This window comes from Pseudomonas danubii, from assembly GCF_042980055.1.
Taxonomy (GTDB): Bacteria; Pseudomonadota; Gammaproteobacteria; order Pseudomonadales; family Pseudomonadaceae; genus Aquipseudomonas; species Aquipseudomonas danubii.
Genome location: NZ_CP116502.1, coordinates 5,596,963 through 5,615,460 on the forward strand (window position 1 = coordinate 5,596,963; position 18,498 = coordinate 5,615,460).

Consider the following 18,498-nt stretch of genomic DNA (forward strand, 5'->3'; position numbering starts at 1 on the left):
AGCCCGACATGTCACGCGATCCTTCCCCTCCTGCCCCCTCGACTCTTTCACCACGGGTGGTGCTGCTGTTCGCCATCGCCTGTGGCCTGGCGGTGGGCAACGTCTATTACGCCCAGCCGCTTCTGGACGCCATGGCCCGAACCTTCGACCTGCCGCCGGCCACGGTGGGCATCATCATCACCCTGACCCAGGTGGGCTACGGCCTGGGGCTGCTGTTGCTGGTGCCTTTGGGCGACCTGCTCAACCGCCGGCGACTGATCGTCACCCAGACTCTGCTGTCAGTGCTGGCCTTGCTAATGGTGGCCCTGGCCCCCAGCAGCGCCTGGCTGCTGTTGGGCATGGCCAGCACCGGCCTGCTGGCGGTGGTGACCCAAACTCTGGTGGCCTATGCCGCGAACCTGGCACCCACAGCCCAGCGTGGACAGGTGGTCGGCATGGTGACCAGCGGCATCGTGGTGGGCATTCTGCTGGCCCGCACCGTGGCCGGAACCATGGCCGATCTGGCCGGCTGGCGTTCGGTCTATCTGTTGTCGGCCGGTTTGACCCTGCTGGTGGCCCTGACCCTGTGGAGAGTGCTGCCCAGAGTTGAACAGCCACCCGCGGTGCAACGCTACGGGCAATTGCTCGGCTCACTGTTGCAGCTGTTCAGGGAAGAAAAAGTACTGCGCGACCGTGCGGTGCTGGCGATGTTGATCTTCGCCGCGGGCACCGTCTTGTGGACCCCGTTGGTGCTGCCTCTGAGCGCCCCGCCGCTGTCGCTGTCTCACACCGAAATCGGCCTGTTTGGCCTGGCCGGGGCCGCCGGCGCCCTGGGCGCAGCACGGGCCGGGCACTGGGCGGATCGCGGCCTGGCGCAGTGGACCAGCGGCCTGGCTCTGGCGTTGATGTTGCTGTCCTGGCTGCCCATCGCCTTTACCCAATCGTCCCTGTGGGCACTGCTACTGGGAGTCATCACCTTCGACCTGGGCTTGCAGGCCGTCCACGTCACCAGCCAGAGCCTGATCTACAGCGTGCGCCCGCAAGCCCAGAGCCGCTTGGCCGCCGGTTACATGCTGTTCTACTCCCTGGGCAGCGCCGGCGGCTCGATTGCCGCCACCGCCACCTACGCCTGGGCTGGCTGGATCGGTGTCTGCCTGCTGGGAGCCGCTATCAACAGCCTGGCACTGGTCTATTGGCTGTGGAGCCTGAACCCCGGGAAAGCTCGGGCCGAGGCTCGCTGTGCCATTTGAACGACACAGCAGGCTTGCTCAAGGGAGACTCAACCACGCCCCCGCAGCATGCTCTGCAATACCCCGTCTCGGCGGACCCAGCCATGGAACAGTGCCGCCGCCAGATGCAGCAACACCGTCAGGAACAGCAGATAAGCCAGGTAGCCATGGGCCTTGCGCAAGAGAGCGAACACCTGGGCATTGGCCGGCAGGATCGCCGGCAACTGCAACGAACCGCTCAGCATCACCGGGTCCCCGGCCGCCGAAATCATGGCCCAGCCCAGTACCGGCAAGCCCAGCATCAGGGCGTACAGCAGCACATGTGAGGCTTTGGCCGCCAACACCTGCCAGCCCGGCAAGTCTGCCGGCAGCGGCGGTTGTCGAGTGGAAAAACGCACAAACAGGCGCACCGCCGCCAACAGCAGAATGGCGATGCCCAACGGCTTGTGCAGGTGGATCAGCCACTCATGACGGGCGGACACCGAGGTCACCATGCCGGCACCGATAAACAGCATGGCAATGATCATCAGCGCCATCAGCCAGTGCAGCAGACGCGCCAGCGGGGCGAAGTGTTGAGGTTGGCTATTCATGGACGCGGTTCCTGGGCGGAGGGCAATTGACTGACTTCACTGGTGCGACGCAGGTAGGAACTGGCGTAGGCGGCAGAACGTGCCGCCAGCAGTGGATCATCGGAGGCCTGGATGCCATTGGGCAGGATCAGCGGGTCGTAATTGATGTCCCGGCACTGGCCACTGTTCTGCGGCTGGGTGCCTTGCAGCACCAGGGTCCCGGCATTGATCACCGGACGCTCTGCGGGCCAGGCCTTGCTGGCGTCATTGGTGGGGTCATCAGGCGCCGCCAGGGTGATCTGCAAACGCCAGCGCAACGGCCCTTGAGCCAGGCGCTGCGTCAGGTCCTGTTCCAGGTAGTCCGCGCCTTGCGGAGCACTGCCCGGGGCTGGCGCCTCACCGGTCTCGGGGACCACACCCCAACGCACCGCCTGGCGCTGGCCACTGGCATTGACCAGGTAGAAGGCATTGATCCCGTTGTAGCTTTCACTGGCGTAGCTGGCTGAAGGCTTGGCGCTCTTGACCCATTGCAGGAAGGGCCCAGCCTCGGGGTGAGCGGCAAAGAACGCCGGCACCTTGGTCGGGTCCGGCTTGCCCGTGGCCGGATCAGGGGAGCTGGCCTGCTGCAGTTGATAGAACGCCTCGGGAGTGCCCACCGGAAACACCGGCATGCTGTTCATTCCCGTGCGCCACTGCTGGCCGTTGGCCTGGAGGAAACGCAACGCCAGGCTGCGGATCGGCACGCTGCTGTCCGGCGCATAGGGGTTGCCGCTGGGCAGGGCAAAACGCCCCACCACCGGCGTTTGCGCCTCGCTGAACACCTGTGCCGTGGAGTAGGCCCGGGCCTCGCCACTGCTCTGGAAGTAACCGATGACACACACGCCCTTGGCGTGGTTGCGGCGAAACCCCGGATGCACGCCGTTATTGGTCTCCAGCACATCCACCAGGGCCTTGGGGGTCAGGCGTTGCGGGTCGAAATTGCCGTGCACGTAGGCCAGCGCCGCGGCAGCGGCGGCCACCACCCAGGCAATGGCCCCCAGGCGCAAGGTCAGGCTGACAGCACTCAAGGGCGGACGATCGGGTGGCGAGGATGGGGCAACCATGGACATCTCCAGTACGCGGGGCCAAAGGGGCAAGGACCTGTCAGACGCAACCCGGTACCGGTTATTCCAGACGCCGATATTTATTTTTCCGCGACTGGAATAACCTGCAGCACGGCGCGTCTTCCTAGTCCCAAGCCTAGTGACTGGCCCAGCACCTGCAGGACTTCATGAACGATTTCGACGAACAGCTACGCCTGCTGCTCCCCCGCCTCAGGCGCTTTGCCCTGTCCCTGACGCGCCAGCCCAGCAGCGCCGACGATCTGGTGCAGTCCTGCCTGGAGCGCGCCTTGTCGAGTCGGGCCCATAAACGCCCCGAAGGCGATTTGCGAGCCTGGCTGTTTTCCATCCTCTACCGGCAGTTTCTTGATGCCCACCGACGCTCCCGGCGTTACGCACGCATGCTCGAATTCTTTACCGGCCGTGACGACGCCCAGCCTTCGGTGGAGCGCACCGTAGTCGCCCAGTCGACCCTGGCAGCCTTCGACCGCCTGAACGCCGAGCAACGCGCCCTGCTGCTCTGGGTCTCGGTGGAGGGCTTGAGCTACAAGGAAGTGGCAGAGATCCTCCAGGTCCCCGTCGGCACCGTGATGTCGCGCCTGTCCAGGGCCCGCCAGGCGCTGCGCCAACTCAGCGACGGCGAAATCAGCAGCCCCTCTCTACGGATACTCAAATGATCAGCCTGCCCCCCAGCGACAGCGACCTGCACGCCTACGTCGATCACCAACTCAGCGAAGCGGACCGCCGGGTGCTGGACAGTTACCTGGCCAACCATCCGCAAACGGCAGCCCAGGTCCAGGCCTGGCAGCAGGATGCCCAGCACCTGCGGGCCGCCCTCGGTGGCGCCCTGCTGCAAGCGCCCAACCCGGCGCTGGAGCCGACGCTGATCCGTGCGCGCCACCAGCAGCGGGGCTTGCGGCGCCTGGCCAGTGCCGCGGCACTGCTCGTGGCGGTCGGGGTTGGCGGTCTGAGCGGCTGGCAGGCCCGGGAGCTGACCCTGGCCGGCAACAGCGTGCTGCCGATGACCGATGCCCTCCAGGCGTATCGCCTGTTCGCCGAGCAAGGCATCCTGCCGGCGGACTTCAAGGTCCAGGACAACGGCGCCATGCAAGCCTGGCTGGATCGCTACTTCACCCAGGCCAGCCCGCTGCCGGACCTGCACGACGCTGGCTTCAAAGCGGTCAGCGGGCGCCTGCTCAGTACCGAACAAGGACCGGCGGCAATGGTCCTGTACCAGGATCGCGAGGGGCGCAAAGTCAGCTTCTACATCCGCCCGCCAGGACCGCAAAACACCCTGCTACCCCGTGGCAGCCGCCGTGACGGCCCGTTGCAGGCACAGTACTGGTCCGGCGGGGGCTACAACTACGCCATGGTCGGCCCGGTGGAAATTCCCCTGTAGGCCTTCAGAACCCCACGTCCAGGACCACGTTGTCGATGTAGGTGCCGGCTGGGGGAGTGTTCTGGTCGGTGTAGATCCTGGCGTTGTAGTTGAAGATCTGGCTGCCGGTACCCAGGCCATTGCCCGGGTTCACTTCGGCATCGGTGCTGGAGCGCCGGGCACTGCCGACGCTGCCCCAACGGGTGTTGCCGGCACTTTTGAAAATGTCGTAGGCCAGGTAGTTGCTGCCGGAAATCATCCGCCGTCGCCCTCCCGCGCTCACGGGTTGCTGGCCGTCGCTCAAGCCCACGGTATAGGCACTGCCCTTGGTGCACGACAGGTTGATGGTCTGCCCGGTGACCGTGGCGAACGCACTGACCACCGGCGCACTGCCGAAACTGATGTTCGGCGCGGTGATCACACAATCGTTGGACACCGTCATGTTCACCGTAAGGGCCTGGGTGCCGCTGCCGATGTCCCGTCCCAGGCAGATCCCCAGCGCGCCGATCCCGGCGCAATAGTTCCAGCTCCAGAAGATGCTCAGGTTCTCGGTGTAGACCCCTGCCGCTACGTTGCTGCCGGTGATGGTCCCCATGTAGATGGGCACGGTCTTGGCCACGGTGGCGCTGCCCAGCAAGCCCAGGAGGTCGATGATCGAGTTGCGCGCGAAGTCGAACTGCACGCCCCGAGTGATCGGATAGCTGGTGCTGTTGTTGGCGTACAGGGTGTAGCCGATGATATCGCCCGTGGGGCCGACCATACCGCTGGTGCTGGAAGTGATGGTGGCGTAGAAGTGGTCGTTGCTGGCCAGCAGGCTCAACAGCGAGCCGGTACAGCTCAAGCCCGCATTGGTGGTGGAAGCCGGCTGCGAAGTGGTACGCACCAGGATCGAGCTGACGCTGCCGAACCCCGCCGGTGCGGTGCTGACGGTGTTGCACAGCGCCTGGGCCTGCAGCGTCAGCAGACTCGCCAGCAGCCCCACTATTGTCTGTTGCCATCCCTTGAACCTGTCCACCCTCAGCACTCCCTTGCCTCGTGACGCCACAACTACTGGCAGACCAGCGGGCCGATCAACGGCACCTGCTGCTGTTGCAGATCCATGTCGAACTGCGCACGGCAGTTCTGGCCATCAGCCAGGCTGACTTGCAGGCTGTTGTGTTGCGAAAGATTCTCCAGATACACCAGCCCATCCCAGCCGACCACCGCCCGAGCCCCACTCTGCTCATGGGTCACGGTGCTGCCCAGGGGCAGTTCCCGTTGCTGGGCGTCCACCAGCACCACGCTGGCGGCGATGATCCGGGTCAGTGGAAACTCCAGCAAATAGCCGCTGCCACGACGCACCGCCACTCGCTGCTCCACATTCGGCGTCTGGACGTTGGCCGGCAGGTTCAACGGATCGATCTCGTACTTGCCCCGGTAATAGGCACTGCTCCAGGGCACCAGCAAGTGTCCGTTCTTGTCGGTCTGCCCCACCAACTGGTTTTCATAGCGCACCGGGATGTCCTGGTAACCATCGGTGCTGACCACCACGAAGGCATCGTCGATCTGGTTGGCGGCGAACACCTGGCGGTCCATCCACACCAGCGAGCCACTGGCATCGGCCCAGCGGGTCTCGGCATCGCGGGTGCCATAGACCCCCGCCTGCAGGCGCACCGACTGCAGGCGCCAGGTGACATCCGCCTGGCGATAGTCGGCGCTGCTGCCCGTGGCATAACCCAGGTTGTAGCCAACCCCGCCCTCCAGGGGCACCGAACGACTGAAATTGACCCGCTGGCGGTTTTCCCCCGTCTTGCTGCGTTCGTTGCTCAGGCTCAGGCTGCCGTGCAAGTCGAAGGGAATCACCAGCTGCGCCTGCATCGCCCACTGGCTGTCGCCGATCTCCCGGTTGGCCGACAGGTAGAAGCTGCTGTTGTGCCACAGCGGCTTGCTCCAGGTCAGGTTCAACAACCGGGTGCGGCTCGAGTCGGCGGCCCGCACATCGAAGTAGCCGGCCCCCAGGCTGCCGTAGCGATCCAGGTTGAGGCTCAGGGTCAGTTGCTCGCTGCGCTGGCTGAGGCTGATGTAGGAGCTGTCGACCACCGTCAGGTCGGCATACTGGTCACGACGTTGCATGCGCTGGTACGCCAGGCTGAAACGCTGGTTGTTGTACTGGTAGCCGAAGCTGAACTGCTGGCCGCCGCTGCCGTCAAAACGGCTCTGGCTGAGCGCCGTGTTGAGCACGCCGAAGTTGCCCAGGCGCAGATTGCCGCCCACCCCGCCCAGCGTCAGGGAGTCCGAGGCCTCGGCATGCGCTTCCAGGGTCAGGCTGTCGCTCAGGCCATGGCGCAGGCTGCCGGAGGTGACACCCGGGCCATAGCCAAAATCACGCAGGGTGTAGTCCCGGCGCAGGTTCCCTGCGGCCACCGAGAAATCCGTCAGGCCCTTCTGCAGCAGGCTGCTGGTGACGTAGAACGGCACCGTGGTCGACACTTGCCGCCCCAGGGCGTCCGTGGTCACCACCACCGCCTCCCCCGCCCCGTTGATAAAGGGAATGTTGGTCAGGGTGTAGGGCCCCGGCTGCACCTCGCTGCTGCTGGACTTGTAGCCATTGATGAACAGGTCCAGGGAGGATGGCACCGCCGCTTCACCGGCAAACTGCGGCAAGGGATAGGTCACCAGGTCCGGGCGCACGGCGAAATCCCGAGACAGCTGGACCCCACCCAGACGCACCGAACTGCTCCAGGGCAAGGCGCTGCTCACCACGTCACCCGCCTCATAGGTCAGCAGGCGTTCTTCATCGGAAAAACGCCAGGTGGTGTCATAACGCCGATACCCATTGTTCAACGAGCTGCTGGCAACGCCGGACAAGGTCCGCCGGTACTGCCCGGTATTGGACAAGGTGCCCCAGGTGTCGAATAGCCGCACTTCATTCCAGGCCGCCAGGTAGGTGCCGCCTTCATCGGTGTCATTGAGGTACAGATCGTAGTTGAGTAGCGCGCCGAAGCTGCTCAGGGCCGGTGTCCGCGGATAGGCCTGGCGACTGCCGATGAACTGCTCCGGCAGCCAATCCGGCGGCACATCAATCAGCAGGCGCTGGCCCTGACTGTCGTAATCACTGTGCAGGCCCGGCAGGCTGTCCAGATCGACTTCGCTGCCCAGCCCCTCCGGCAGCTTGATGCCGGTTTCCCGCAGCGTCTGCACCGGCATGAACAATCGTCCGGCACGCTGCTCCACCGCCACCACCTTCCCTGTGTTCATCTGATTGATCACCAGTTCCAGAAACAACTGTGCATCGGCCAGCGACTCCAGGCTGCTGGGCGGTGGCGGCAGCTCGCCAGCTTGGCAAAAAGGCGCCAGCATCAGACCGCACAGGCCAGCCATCAGTCCTTTCCAGCAGCGCAAACAACGAGCAGCGTCCTGGCTCATGGCGGGTTCAAGTCCATCTATGGACATCTCCATCCCAAGGCGGATGCGTCACCGCGCTCACATCCGTCCGTACCTCTTCCTACCGCCACCTGGCAGGCGCTTGCATGACTGCAGTGGATCAGTGCGCAGGCGCCAGACTCTGCACCTGCGGCGCGCCATTGACCCGCAGTTGCAGGGTCGAATCCATTGTCAGGGGGTCCGTCACCGGCCAGCGCATGACCGCCCCGGGCAGCACGTAACCGAGCAAGCCCGGCGCCAGCGGCCGGGTCTGCCCGCCCTGCTTGAACGCCACATCGGTCAGGCGTGCGTGCACTGCCCCCTGGTTACGCAGCTCGAAAAACGTCTTGCCGTCCACCGCCACTTTGCGCCAGCTCAGGTCCGGCACCCCGGCGCCCTTGGGATCGCGAGGGCGGGAAGTGTCTTCCTTGCTCCAGAGCCCGGCGCCATAGGCGAACAACGGCACCGAGTAACGCATCTGGAAGCGGATCGCCGCCGCACTCTTGGCCCCCTCTTCCGGGGTGATGGGCTTGGCCGAAGGAATCTCGTCGATGATGATCCGGTACGCCAGCTCCTGCCCCGGCGGCACCTCACGGGTTCGGGTCAGGCGCACCAGTTGCTTCTGCCCGGGTTCGATCTTCGCCACCGGCGGGCTGCCGATGACGTCACGCTGGTTCTGATACTGGTCGGCAAAACCGCTCTGGCTCCAGGCAAACACCCGGATCTGCAGGTTGGCGGTTTCAGTACCGCGGTTTTCCAGCCACAGTGCACTGGCTTGCTGATCCGCCTCCAGAACCGGATCGATCGGCCAGATCAGCACCGAGCTGGCGGCCTGGACCCTGGGCACGCCGGACAACACGCCGGCCAGTATCAGGTAACCGGTGGCCCGAAGGCCCCGCAAAGGTAAATGCATACTGCTACTCCTTGTCCGCCTGCCGACTGGTTGTCGACTCGCCCCATCACCACGACAGCTGCACCTGCAGCACATCGCTGTAAGTCCCCCCAGGCTGATTGCCCGGCAACTGCACCTGCCCGTAAATCGGCAGGCTGATGTTATTGGCATCGCTGTAAGCCACGGCCACGCTCTGGCCTATGCCCAGGCTCTGGCTGTACGCCGCATCGCGAAACAACTGATAGGCCACCCGGGCACTGCCGCTATTGAGCTGCATATGTCGCCCGCTGCTGTTGTACTGGCCGCCGTCCACGGTCATGTTCAGGGCCACTCCCGGTGTGCACTGCAATTGCACGCCCCCGATCAACGCCACTCGCACGGTGCTGGTGGACAGCGCCGACTGGCTGCCGAAGGACAGGCTGCCGTAGTTGCTGACACCGCCTACCACCAGACAACCGGCGGTGATGGTGGCACTGACCTGGAAGTTCTGGCTGGTGGCCGCCCAGATCCACGCCGGCCAGGCACTGGCGCAGATCAGGGCAAACAGCGCAAGACCTTGGCTGGCCATGGCATCAGAAGGTCAGCTGCACGGACACCGTATCGGTGTAGGTGCCGGCCGGCAGCCCGGCCTTGCCCACGGCCTGGCCATAGAGGTTCACGGTCTGCGCGACCCCGGTGCTCGGCGCCAGGTTGATCACCCCATTGATCGCCACGATCTGCGAGTGGCCGGAGTCGGTGTACAGGTCGTAGGGCACATAGTTGGCCACCCCGTCGTACAACGCCCGGGTGCCACCCGAGGACATACCGTCATTGTTGCCGCCCTGGATGGTCAGGCTGGGTGTGGTGCCGCTGGAGCAGAGAATCGACAGAGCCCCGCCACCGCCCCCCAGCACCTGGCCAGTGGCCGTCGTAAACAGGCTGTTGGTGGTGCCGAAGTTCAAGGCGCCGAAGTTCAGACCGGTGCTGCCGCCCACCCCGTTGACCTGGCAACTGCTGGTGAGGATCAGGGTCGAGCTGATCTGACCGGTGACCGTAGTGGCGGCGTTGGCCGTGGAAACCATGACCAGTCCCAACAAGGGCCAGCCAATCCTGGATACAAGCGCGTGCATGATGTGCGTCCTCTCGTGAGTTACCAATCCAGCGTGATGGTCAGGGTGTCGGTATAGACCCCTGCCGGAACCGCGCGGGTATTCGCGACCACAGAGCCGAACACCGGAATGGGAATCCGCCTGCCGCTGCTCACTGCGAAATTGCGCTGCTGGCCGATGCTGTAGCTGTCGCTACCGGATGCATCGACAAACAATCGATAGGGAATGGTCTGGCGTCCGTTGCTCAAACGCCGGGTTGTACCGTCGCCGTTGAGGCCGCCATTGATGGTCACGGTGAAACCGGTGACCGAGGGATTGCAGGCCACCTGCAACTGGCCTTCGGCACTGTCGGTGAGGCTGGCCTTGATGGGATTGACCCAGGTCGGCCCCTGCTGCCCGAAGTCGAGCATGCCCAGGTTGCTGATGGGGTTCGTGGAGGGCGCGCTGCCGCCACTGCTCACCTGACAACTGGCAGTGATCACCAGGCGCGCCTGGATCTGCCCGCTGATCGCCGCCTGGGCATCATCAACCAGCAGACACAGCGAGCCCAGGGCGACGATCGTCCAGGTCCTGCCTTTCATTGCACCCATCCCGGTTCCATCAGGACTCCCACGTGAGCCGTTCAACCTGAACGGCTGTCCCTGCTCTGCCCGGGTCCCCCGTGGCAGCTGTCATCCCCCCGACCTCACCAGGTCAGGGTCACCTTCAATACATCGGAATAGCCCCCAGCCCGGGGAATCTCGGCCAGAGGTTCAATGCGCCCGTACAGGGGCAGATCCACAGTGCCGGAGTCAGGCACCCGTCCACTGACCGGGACATTCACCGGCAACGCAATGCGCCGGGCCGAGTCCTGGTAGAGGCGATAAGGAATGGGTTTGCCCAACGCACTGTTACTGGCCAGGTAACGCACCTCGCCGACACCGCCATGCAGGCCGCCGTCGATGCGCATCTGATAAGGGGTATCGGGATTGCACTCCAGGCGTGGCAGACGACCACTGACCAATGCCGCAGCCAAAGGCCCCGCCGGATCGTTCAGGCGCGCAGTACTGCCAAAGTCCAAGGTACCGAGTTGCTCGACACCCGCCTCCCGCTGCTGACCCACCAACTGGCAGCCACGCTGCACATCGACCCGGACCTGCACCTGCAAATCCGCGGCCACCGCCGTCGTGCTGAGCAACGCGCTCATGACTGCCAAACCCTTATATCCATTCAAGGCCTCAATCCTTATGAGGAGCATTCGCTGAAATCAGGTTAGCAACCGCGGGCGAAACTGCCAGTTAGCGTATTAATCGGCCTGCCCGGTGTGAATAGCCGTCTATCGCCGCCATGCCTTTTCGAGATCACTGGCTGTTGGGTTTTCTATTGGTTAAATTGTCGCGCCGCTTTTAAGGTAGGCGGCCTGGAATCATCGGGGTAACCACCATTGGCCGCTTTACCGCCAACACCTGCACAGACTCAATCACCCTGGCGACGCCTGTTCGCCCGAGCCTTGCGCCGCCCGAACGGTGCCGGTGGCGTGATCCATGACTACTTTCGCCACAAGGCCCAGGACCTGGGATACACCCTCAGCCACAGCCAATTGCGGGTGATCGACTGCATGGCCCGGCAGGCCGACGACCTGACGCACACCCCTGGCAAGGCCCAGAGCCTGTACCTGTACGGCGCCGTCGGCCGGGGCAAGAGCTGGTTGCTGGACGGCTTCTTCCGCGCCTTGCCCATCGCCGAAAAACAGCGCCTGCACTTCCACGACTTCTTCGCCCAGTTGCACCAGGGCATGTTCCGCCATCAGCAGCAGGCCGACGCTCTGGAAGCCACCCTGGATGAACTGCTCAACCAGTGCCGAGTGCTGTGCTTCGATGAGTTCCATGTCCATGACATTGGCGATGCGATGCTGATCACCCGGCTGTTCAAGGCCCTGTTCAACCGCGGCATCACGCTGTTACTGACCTCCAACTACGCCCCCGAGGGCCTGCTGCCCAACCCGCTGTACCACGCCCGCTTCAAACCGGTGATCGAACTGATCAACGGGCGCATGCAGGTGATGGAGGTGGGAGGCCCCCACGACTACCGGAGCCAGGCCCGCTCCCACGATCAGCAGCTCTTCACCCAGGGTCACTATGTGTGGCCCGGCACCCCGGCCCAGCGCCAGGCCCTGGAACTGCCCGAGCGCCATGCCGCGGCGGCGCAACTGACAGTAGGCGCCCGGCAATTGACCGTGCGCCAGATCCAGCAGCGCAGCATCCGTTTTGAATTCAACGATGTGTGCGAACAGCCCACGGCCGTCATGGACTACCTGGAACTGAGTCGCCACTTCGACACCTGGATCATCGACGAACTGCCGGAGCTGGGAGAATGCTCGATCGCCGCCCAGCAACGCTTCATCAACCTGATCGACGTGCTCTACGACCAGGACAAACGCCTGCTGCTGATCGGCCAGCGCCCGCTGCACGAGTGCCTGGGCGGCCACGCCATCGACCTGGCGCGCACCCGCAGCCGCCTCGGGCAACTGCGGGAAATCGGTCCCGGGCCGGCCCATGGCTGAGCCAGCGCACACCTGCATGCACAGGCTGCCGCTGACTTTTTTCCAGCTGCTTGACCTGCACCTGAGCAACTTGACGCTCGAACATCCGTGCCGGTTTGGCCTGCTGGCGTTCTCCCCCGCCGAATTCGCGGCAAAGGGCTACGAACTGATCGGCGAGCCCACGGACTTTCACTTCTACGAAAAGAGCCACTTGACGGATTACCACCAGCGAACGCTGGAGGTGATTTTCAAGTGCTACTTCTTCGGCCAGCAACGGATTGACAGTGGCTTCAACCTGGTGTGCGGCGTCCGCCTTACAACCTTGCTCAAGTACCTCAAAGGTTGGACCGAGCCGGGCCACAGCCTGGCCTTTTACTTCTCGCACGACAAGAAAGAAGGCGCAGTGATTCTGGATGACCGGCATGTGATGCGTTTCAACCAATGGAGCGCCAGAGGCGCCTATCTGATTGCCACCCTGGAAAGCGACTTTGACTCAAGCACCCCCTCGGGCAGGATGGCCACCGAGTCAGTCAAAAAGACCTTTGAACACTACAGCCTGGCGTTGATCTTGCGCGACGCCAGAAATACCAAGCAACCCGCCGCGTTCCGCAGGCTGGCTAGAGAAATGAATGATGCAATCATTTGATCGCGATGAAATCTATCGACTCATAGCCGCTCTGCTCAAAGCCATTCAAAACGGCGAGCGACCCGCGTTATCGGCATTTGCAGTGAGCCCGGCCATCCATGAGGAAATCATCGAGGAGCTGGAGTACTCGGGGGAGCAGGTTACGAACCTGACGGTCCCGCCTTATCACCTGGCCTTCAAGCCCGACAGCAGCGGCCGAGTTCCTCTGGACGTTTACCCGACAGAGGACGATCCACAATCGAGGCGAGTGGCGTGCCAGCTATGGTCTGCGGGCCAGAGGACGGATCTCACCCTGATGGCCGACTACTCGGAAAAACAGGAGGCAGCGGCCCTGACGTTCAGGCTGTTGGAAACACAGTAACCCTCGGCCCCGTCGGCAAATGGCCTATCCAGCAGCAAAACCCACCGATCTCCTTTATTCTGCTGCCCCTTTTCCTTCTTTCGAGTACTGACGCTGTTCATGGATACCCTTGCTCAACTGCGGGCCGGCCAGCTGGCCGGAATCAAGCGCCTGGACCTGTCCTGTGGACTGACCGAGTTCCCCCGGGAGATCTTCGATCTCGCCGACTCGCTGGAGATCCTCAACCTCAGCGGCAACGCCCTGAGCAGCCTGCCCGACGACCTGCATCGCCTGACCCGCCTGCGCATCCTGTTCTGCTCGGACAACCAGTTCAGTGAAGTACCAGCCTGCCTCGGCCAATGTGGGCAACTGAGCATGATCGGCTTCAAGGCCAACCGTATCGAACGGGTGCCGGCCGCCGCCCTGCCGCCGCAGTTGCGCTGGCTGATCCTCACCGACAACTGCATCAGTGAACTGCCCGAAGAGCTGGGTAAGCGCCCGCTGTTGCAAAAGCTCATGCTGGCCGGCAACCGCCTGACCGCCCTGCCCCAGAGCCTGGGCCAGTGCCACAACCTGGAGCTGCTGCGGATCGCCGCCAACCGCCTGACCGAGCTGCCGCCGTTCCTCCTGGCCCTGCCGCGCCTGACCTGGCTGGCCTACGCCGGCAATCCGCTGGAATCGGAAGCCGACGCCACGGCGCTGGCATCCACGCCAAGCATTCCCTGGAGCGAACTGACCCTGGAGCAGCGCCTGGGCGAAGGCGCCTCGGGAGTGATTCACCAGGCTCAGTGGCAACCCGCCGGGCAGCCGCCGCGCGCGGTGGCGGTCAAGCTGTACAAGGGCGAGATGACCAGCGATGGCTCGCCGCTGCATGAAATGAACGCCTGTATCAGTGCCGGGTTGCATCCGAACCTGATCCGGGTCGAGGGCCGCATCGTCGAGCATCCCCAGGGCCAGAACGGGCTGGTGATGCAACTGATCGACCCCAGCTACCGCAACCTTGCGGCGCTGCCGAGCCTGGATTCCTGCTCCCGGGATATCTACCCGGATAACGCGCACTACCGTGCCGGCGTGATTCTGCGAATCGCCCGCGGCATCGCTTCGGTGGGCGCCCACCTGCATGCCCAGGGCATTACCCACGGCGACCTCTACGGCCACAACACCCTGTGGAATGAACAAGGCGACTGCCTGCTGGGGGATTTTGGCGCGGCGTCCTTCCATGCCAAGGACGACACCCCAGAGAGCCGGGCGCTGCAACGCCTGGAAGTGCGGGCCTTCGGTGTCTTGCTGGAAGAATTGCTGGAGCGCGGGGATGGCTCGCTGAGCCTGGAACAGCGGCAGAAACTGGCGGCGCTGGTGCAGCGCTGCTGTCGGCCAGAGGTGCTGGCACGACCGGACTTTGCCCAGGTCTGTGAGGAATTGGCGGAGCTTTAAAACAGCTTCGCCGGACAGCCGGCTCCTACAGAGGTATGCAGGAGCCGGCTGGCCGGCGAATCACGGTTTTAACCCGCCAGGCCGACGAACATGTCCTGCACGTCGTCATGGTTGTCCAGACCTTCGAGGAAGGCCTCGACTTCAGCCATCTGCTCATCGCTCAGGCCGCTCACCGGGTTCTTCGGCTGATAGCCCAGCTTGGCCGACAACACGGTGAAACCTTGCTCGGGCAATGCCTTTTGTACGGCATCCAGGTCCGCAGGCTCGGTCAGAAACAGGGTCGCGCCCTCTTCGCCCGGCTCGAAATCCTGGGCTCCGGCCTCGATGGCCGCCAGTTCCGGATCGGCGTCCGGGCTGTCTGGCGAGGCTTCGATCATGCCCACGTGGTTGAAGTCCCAGGAGACCGAGCCCGAAGCGCCCAGTTGGCCCTTGCGGAAGGCCACACGGATTTCCGCCACGGTGCGGTTGATGTTATCGGTCACGCATTCAACGATCAGCGGCACCTGGTGCGGGGCAAAACCTTCGTAGGTCACGCGGTGGTACTGCACGGTCTCGCCCAGTTGGCCCGAACCTTTCTTGATGGCGCGCTCAAGGGTCTCGCGGGGCATCGAGGCCTTCTTGGCCTGTTCGACCACCAGCCGCAGGTGGGCGTTGGTGGCGACGTCAGCGCCGTTACGTGCGGCAATGGTGATCTCTTTCACCAGCTTGCCGAAAATCTTGCCCTTGGCGTTGGCTGCCGCTTCTTTGTGTTTAACCTTCCACTGTGCGCCCATTACTCACTCTCTTGATCTATGGCGTCGAGTTGGATTTGGCCGACGCGATGGGCAAGTTTATACGTCCTCAGGGCCCTGATCGACCAAAAAGTCAGCGACCGGCCCTACCCCGCCAGGCTTCAGCCCTTGTCGGCCTTGCCGGCGGCCGCAGCGAAACGCGCCAGACGCACATCCAGATGCCGCGGCCGACGCCCATGATCCTCGGCCCGCTCCTTGCGGCGAATGGCGTTGCGCACCATGAGCGAGCCCAGGTAGCGGATCGGCTCCGGGGGGAAGTAACCCAAGGGACCGTTGACCAGGGGCGAACGGGTCCAGGGATTGTCCAGGCCCTGGACCAGGGATGCGAGAATCTGCCCTCCCATATGACAGGGGCCCACGCCGCTGCCGGAATAGCCGAACCCATAGAAGAGATTGCCAGCGCGGCTCATCTGGCCGAAGAACGGCAACCCGGTGACCGAGCGATCCGACGGACCGTTCCAGGTCGCAGCCACCGGCACCTCGGCAAAGGCCGGGAAGAACTGCCCCAGGCTCTTGTGCAACAAACCGGCATAGGGCGACGGCTGGTCGAATACCGGCAGCATGCGCCCACCGTAGGCAAAGGTGTTGCCGCCCTTGCCGAGCATGATCCGGCCGTCCGGGGTGTTGTGGTAGTAGTGCACGAAGATCCGCGAATCCAGCACCGTCACCCCGCTGGTCAAGCCGATCTGCTGCAGCAACTGCGGACGCGGCTCGGTGATCAGCATGTCACTGGAAACAATCGCCACACTGCGTTCGAACTGCGGGAAGGCCCGGGCCATCCAGGCGTTCATCGCCAACACCACGCGCTGGGCACGGATCTGTCCCAAAGGGGTGCGCAACAGCGCCGGGCGCCCTTCTTCCAATCCGGTCATGGCGCTGTGCTCATGGATTCTGACCCCCAATTGCAAAGCAACCCGGCGCAAGCCACGCACCAGCAACCCCGGCTGCACGCTGGCGGCGGCCGGCGAGTACCAGCCTTCCAGGTGCTGGCTGGAACCGGCCATGCGCCGCACATCGGCCAAGGGGCGCTTCTCGAAGGAATTGATGCCCCGGCGTTCCAGGGCCGCGATCACCCCGTCGGTGGAGCCGACCTGGGCCTGGTTGGTGGCGGTGTACAAGGTACCGTCGAGGCGATAGTGAGCCTCCACTCCATAGCGCTCGCAGAATGCGCCGATGGCATGGATGCTGCGCTCCGACTCCTTGACCAGGCGCACCGCCTCCTCGATGCCGAACAGACGCTCCAGGGTGAAGTACTTGGCCGACCAGGACAGCGCACAGCCGCCATTGCGCCCACTGGCACCGGCGCCGCAGATATCCGCCTCGATCAGCAGCACATCCAGCCCGGGGTTCTGCTCCTTGAGCATGATGGCTGTCCACAAACCGGTGTAGCCGCCGCCGACAATGGCCACCTCGCAGGTGGTATCGCCTTGCAGAGGCGGACAGGGGTCCGGGGTTTCCTGTTGCAGGGCCTGTTCCAGCCAGAAAGGTCGCATGGGTAAGTCTCCAGGAAAAAAAACGGCAAGTGGGTGCGCTGGCAAGCCAGCGCCTACAACACTTCGTAGGAGCCGGCTTGCCGGCGAAGAGGCAGAAAAGTCAGGAACGCAACGGCTTGATCAACAAAGGTCCATTGGGAACGAGCCCGCTTACCGGCTCGACCCCTTGGGGCCGGCTGTTCCAGAACGGCATGAGCAACAGCGCAGAGACCAGGGCACACCCGGCAAACACGATGAACACCGTCACCGTGTCGAAATAGCCCGGCAACAAGCCCCCCAGTACCGCCCCCACCGAGCCACAGCCATTGACGAAGCCTGCCGCCGTGGCCCCGGCCTTGGCCGAACCGAAATCAATGGCCGCCGCGCCGCTGATCATCGAGTCCGGCCCGTACAGGGTCAGCCCCATGAAAAACAGCAGCAGCATCACCAGCAGCACGCTGCCGGTGTGCAGCGCCCCCATGAACAGCGCCAGGGACACCGTCAGCGCCAAGAGGCTGAGGACACAGGCCGGCATGCGCCGGGCACCGAACAGCTTGTCCGAGGCCAGGCCGATCATGATCGGCCCCAGCAGCCCGGCCAGCTCGAAGGTGGTGGGCACGATCGCCGCCCCCACCTTGCCCACCGACGGCATCTGCTCATAAACGATCACCGGTCCCCACAGCAGAATCGCGTAGCGCGCCGGTTTGAGCAGGAAGTACGACAGGCCGAGAACCAGCACCGTGCGATTGCGCAAGATCTCCCGCAACGGCTCCCAGACACTCAGGCGGCGCTCGGCGGCCTCCTCCTCGGCACTCTGTGGCGCCAATGGCTCCACCGCCGGCAAACCCACATCCTGCGGGGTGTTGCGCTGAAAGATAAAAAACAGCACCGCCGTCAGCCCCACCACCACGGCACTGGAGATGAACGCCGCATGCCAGGTGCCGATCAGGGTATAGGCCCACCAGCCGGCAAAAGGCGACGCCACCAGCCCGCCAAAGGCGTAGCAGGAACTCCATAGCCCCAGGACCCGGCCACGCTCCCGGGCAGGAAAGAAACTGCCCATGTTCTTGCACAGCCCGGACCAGCCGGTGGACTGCGCCAGGCCCTGGATCAGCATGCACGTGGCGAACACCGGCAAGGTGGCGAAGCTGCCCATGACCAGGGCCGCGGCCGCGGAGATCAGCAGGCCGCCCAGCACTACCACCCGCGGGCCGAAACGGTCGGCGAAGATTCCCCAGGTGAACTGGCCCACGGCGTAGGCCGCCAGGTAGATGGCGTCGAGGTTGGCCATGGCCATCTTGTCGAGGGTGAAGTCGGGATCGTCGGCGATCCCCAGTTTGGCGACGGAAAAGGCTTTGCGGGTGAAGTAGAACGCCGCGTAGGCGATCCAGGTGATGGCGAAAATCTGCACGCGCCAACGTTTGATGGTGCCGTTGTGCTTATTCATTGTGGTTCTGACCTCAGGGTGAGTGTGCCGGCAGAATGAGGAGCAAACGCCTGTGTTTTTTATTGTTGAGCACTGCAGCAGAGCCCTTGAGGCAGGCACTGCTGGTCAGATGAGTCCTGTTGCTTTCCCTGTTTCGGGACTTGGGGGTGCACGCACAGGCATCAGGGCCGGGTACGGGTCGACTGACGGGTCACCCGGCCTTGAAAGATG

At 64.0% G+C, this 18,498-nt stretch carries 19 protein-coding genes; 7 read left to right on the top strand and 12 right to left on the bottom strand.

Annotated elements, in window-relative coordinates; translation table 11 throughout:
* The first annotated feature begins 8 nt into the window (after positions 1 to 8).
* Positions 9 to 1,229, top strand: a complete 1,221-nt coding sequence (locus PFZ56_RS25145) for an MFS transporter (RefSeq protein ID WP_110596138.1) — start codon at positions 9 to 11, stop codon at positions 1,227 to 1,229.
* A 29-nt stretch (positions 1,230 to 1,258) separates the two neighbouring features.
* Here the strand turns inward: PFZ56_RS25145 and PFZ56_RS25150 are convergent, their stop codons facing one another.
* The gene (locus PFZ56_RS25150; RefSeq protein ID WP_102881811.1) at positions 1,259 to 1,798 is read right to left on the bottom strand and encodes a cytochrome b; all 540 of its coding nucleotides are present in this window, start codon (positions 1,796 to 1,798) and stop codon (positions 1,259 to 1,261) included.
* A complete protein-coding gene (locus tag PFZ56_RS25155) occupies positions 1,795 to 2,880 on the bottom strand; it encodes a catalase family peroxidase (RefSeq protein WP_170003398.1) in 1,086 nt (361 codons plus the stop codon). Before PFZ56_RS25155 ends, PFZ56_RS25150 begins: the two co-directional genes overlap by 4 nt.
* Before the next feature lie 167 nt (positions 2,881 to 3,047).
* Here PFZ56_RS25155 and PFZ56_RS25160 point away from each other — a divergent pair, with 167 nt between their 5' ends.
* Together PFZ56_RS25160 and PFZ56_RS25165 are read left to right on the top strand one after the other, a co-directional pair.
* Positions 3,048 to 3,554: an RNA polymerase sigma factor gene (locus PFZ56_RS25160; protein ID WP_102864682.1), complete on the top strand. Its 507-nt coding sequence runs from the start codon at positions 3,048 to 3,050 to the stop codon at positions 3,552 to 3,554.
* A complete protein-coding gene (locus tag PFZ56_RS25165) occupies positions 3,551 to 4,276 on the top strand; it encodes an anti-sigma factor (protein WP_110652847.1) in 726 nt (241 codons plus the stop codon). The genes PFZ56_RS25160 and PFZ56_RS25165 overlap by 4 nt, the downstream gene beginning before the upstream one ends.
* Before the next feature lie 4 nt (positions 4,277 to 4,280).
* Here the strand turns inward: PFZ56_RS25165 and PFZ56_RS25170 are convergent, their stop codons facing one another.
* The 7 genes from PFZ56_RS25170 to PFZ56_RS25200 form a co-directional block, all read right to left on the bottom strand.
* On the bottom strand, positions 4,281 to 5,270 hold the full coding sequence (locus PFZ56_RS25170) for a spore coat U domain-containing protein (RefSeq protein ID WP_123394620.1): 990 nt from the start codon (positions 5,268 to 5,270) through the stop codon (positions 4,281 to 4,283).
* Between the two features lie 32 nt (positions 5,271 to 5,302).
* On the bottom strand, positions 5,303 to 7,660 hold the full coding sequence (locus PFZ56_RS25175; protein ID WP_170003396.1) for a fimbria/pilus outer membrane usher protein: 2,358 nt from the start codon (positions 7,658 to 7,660) through the stop codon (positions 5,303 to 5,305).
* 118 nt (positions 7,661 to 7,778) lie between these two features.
* The gene (locus tag PFZ56_RS25180; RefSeq protein ID WP_123394621.1) at positions 7,779 to 8,570 is read right to left on the bottom strand and encodes a molecular chaperone; all 792 of its coding nucleotides are present in this window, start codon (positions 8,568 to 8,570) and stop codon (positions 7,779 to 7,781) included.
* Between the two features lie 46 nt (positions 8,571 to 8,616).
* Complete coding sequence (locus PFZ56_RS25185) at positions 8,617 to 9,117, bottom strand: spore coat U domain-containing protein (RefSeq protein WP_102864677.1); 501 nt, start codon at positions 9,115 to 9,117, stop codon at positions 8,617 to 8,619.
* 4 nt (positions 9,118 to 9,121) lie between these two features.
* Complete coding sequence (locus PFZ56_RS25190) at positions 9,122 to 9,658, bottom strand: spore coat protein U domain-containing protein (RefSeq protein WP_102864676.1); 537 nt, start codon at positions 9,656 to 9,658, stop codon at positions 9,122 to 9,124.
* Positions 9,659 to 9,678: 20 nt separating this feature from the next.
* A complete protein-coding gene (locus tag PFZ56_RS25195) occupies positions 9,679 to 10,218 on the bottom strand; it encodes a spore coat U domain-containing protein (RefSeq protein WP_102864969.1) in 540 nt (179 codons plus the stop codon).
* A 104-nt stretch (positions 10,219 to 10,322) separates the two neighbouring features.
* The gene (locus tag PFZ56_RS25200) at positions 10,323 to 10,823 is read right to left on the bottom strand and encodes a spore coat U domain-containing protein (RefSeq protein WP_170003394.1); all 501 of its coding nucleotides are present in this window, start codon (positions 10,821 to 10,823) and stop codon (positions 10,323 to 10,325) included.
* A 237-nt stretch (positions 10,824 to 11,060) separates the two neighbouring features.
* Here PFZ56_RS25200 and zapE point away from each other — a divergent pair, with 237 nt between their 5' ends.
* The 4 genes from zapE to PFZ56_RS25220 all read left to right on the top strand — a co-directional run bounded on the left by zapE (position 11,061) and on the right by PFZ56_RS25220 (position 14,578).
* On the top strand, positions 11,061 to 12,179 hold the full coding sequence (zapE, locus tag PFZ56_RS25205) for a cell division protein ZapE (RefSeq protein ID WP_102881820.1): 1,119 nt from the start codon (positions 11,061 to 11,063) through the stop codon (positions 12,177 to 12,179).
* Complete coding sequence (locus PFZ56_RS25210; protein ID WP_170003392.1) at positions 12,172 to 12,804, top strand: hypothetical protein; 633 nt, start codon at positions 12,172 to 12,174, stop codon at positions 12,802 to 12,804. Before zapE ends, PFZ56_RS25210 begins: the two co-directional genes overlap by 8 nt.
* The gene (locus tag PFZ56_RS25215; RefSeq protein WP_258010411.1) at positions 12,788 to 13,165 is read left to right on the top strand and encodes a hypothetical protein; all 378 of its coding nucleotides are present in this window, start codon (positions 12,788 to 12,790) and stop codon (positions 13,163 to 13,165) included. Before PFZ56_RS25210 ends, PFZ56_RS25215 begins: the two co-directional genes overlap by 17 nt.
* A gap of 99 nt (positions 13,166 to 13,264) precedes the next feature.
* A complete protein-coding gene (locus PFZ56_RS25220; RefSeq protein ID WP_170003390.1) occupies positions 13,265 to 14,578 on the top strand; it encodes a leucine-rich repeat-containing protein kinase family protein in 1,314 nt (437 codons plus the stop codon).
* Positions 14,579 to 14,646: 68 nt separating this feature from the next.
* Here PFZ56_RS25220 and PFZ56_RS25225 read toward each other — a convergent pair whose 3' ends face one another.
* The 3 genes from PFZ56_RS25225 to PFZ56_RS25235 all read right to left on the bottom strand — a co-directional run bounded on the left by PFZ56_RS25225 (position 14,647) and on the right by PFZ56_RS25235 (position 18,288).
* A complete protein-coding gene (locus tag PFZ56_RS25225; protein WP_060840179.1) occupies positions 14,647 to 15,351 on the bottom strand; it encodes a YebC/PmpR family DNA-binding transcriptional regulator in 705 nt (234 codons plus the stop codon).
* A 119-nt stretch (positions 15,352 to 15,470) separates the two neighbouring features.
* On the bottom strand, positions 15,471 to 16,862 hold the full coding sequence (locus PFZ56_RS25230) for an FAD-dependent oxidoreductase (RefSeq protein WP_394304501.1): 1,392 nt from the start codon (positions 16,860 to 16,862) through the stop codon (positions 15,471 to 15,473).
* Between the two features lie 100 nt (positions 16,863 to 16,962).
* On the bottom strand, positions 16,963 to 18,288 hold the full coding sequence (locus PFZ56_RS25235) for an MFS transporter (RefSeq protein WP_394304502.1): 1,326 nt from the start codon (positions 18,286 to 18,288) through the stop codon (positions 16,963 to 16,965).
* Positions 18,289 to 18,498: the final 210 nt, after the last annotated feature.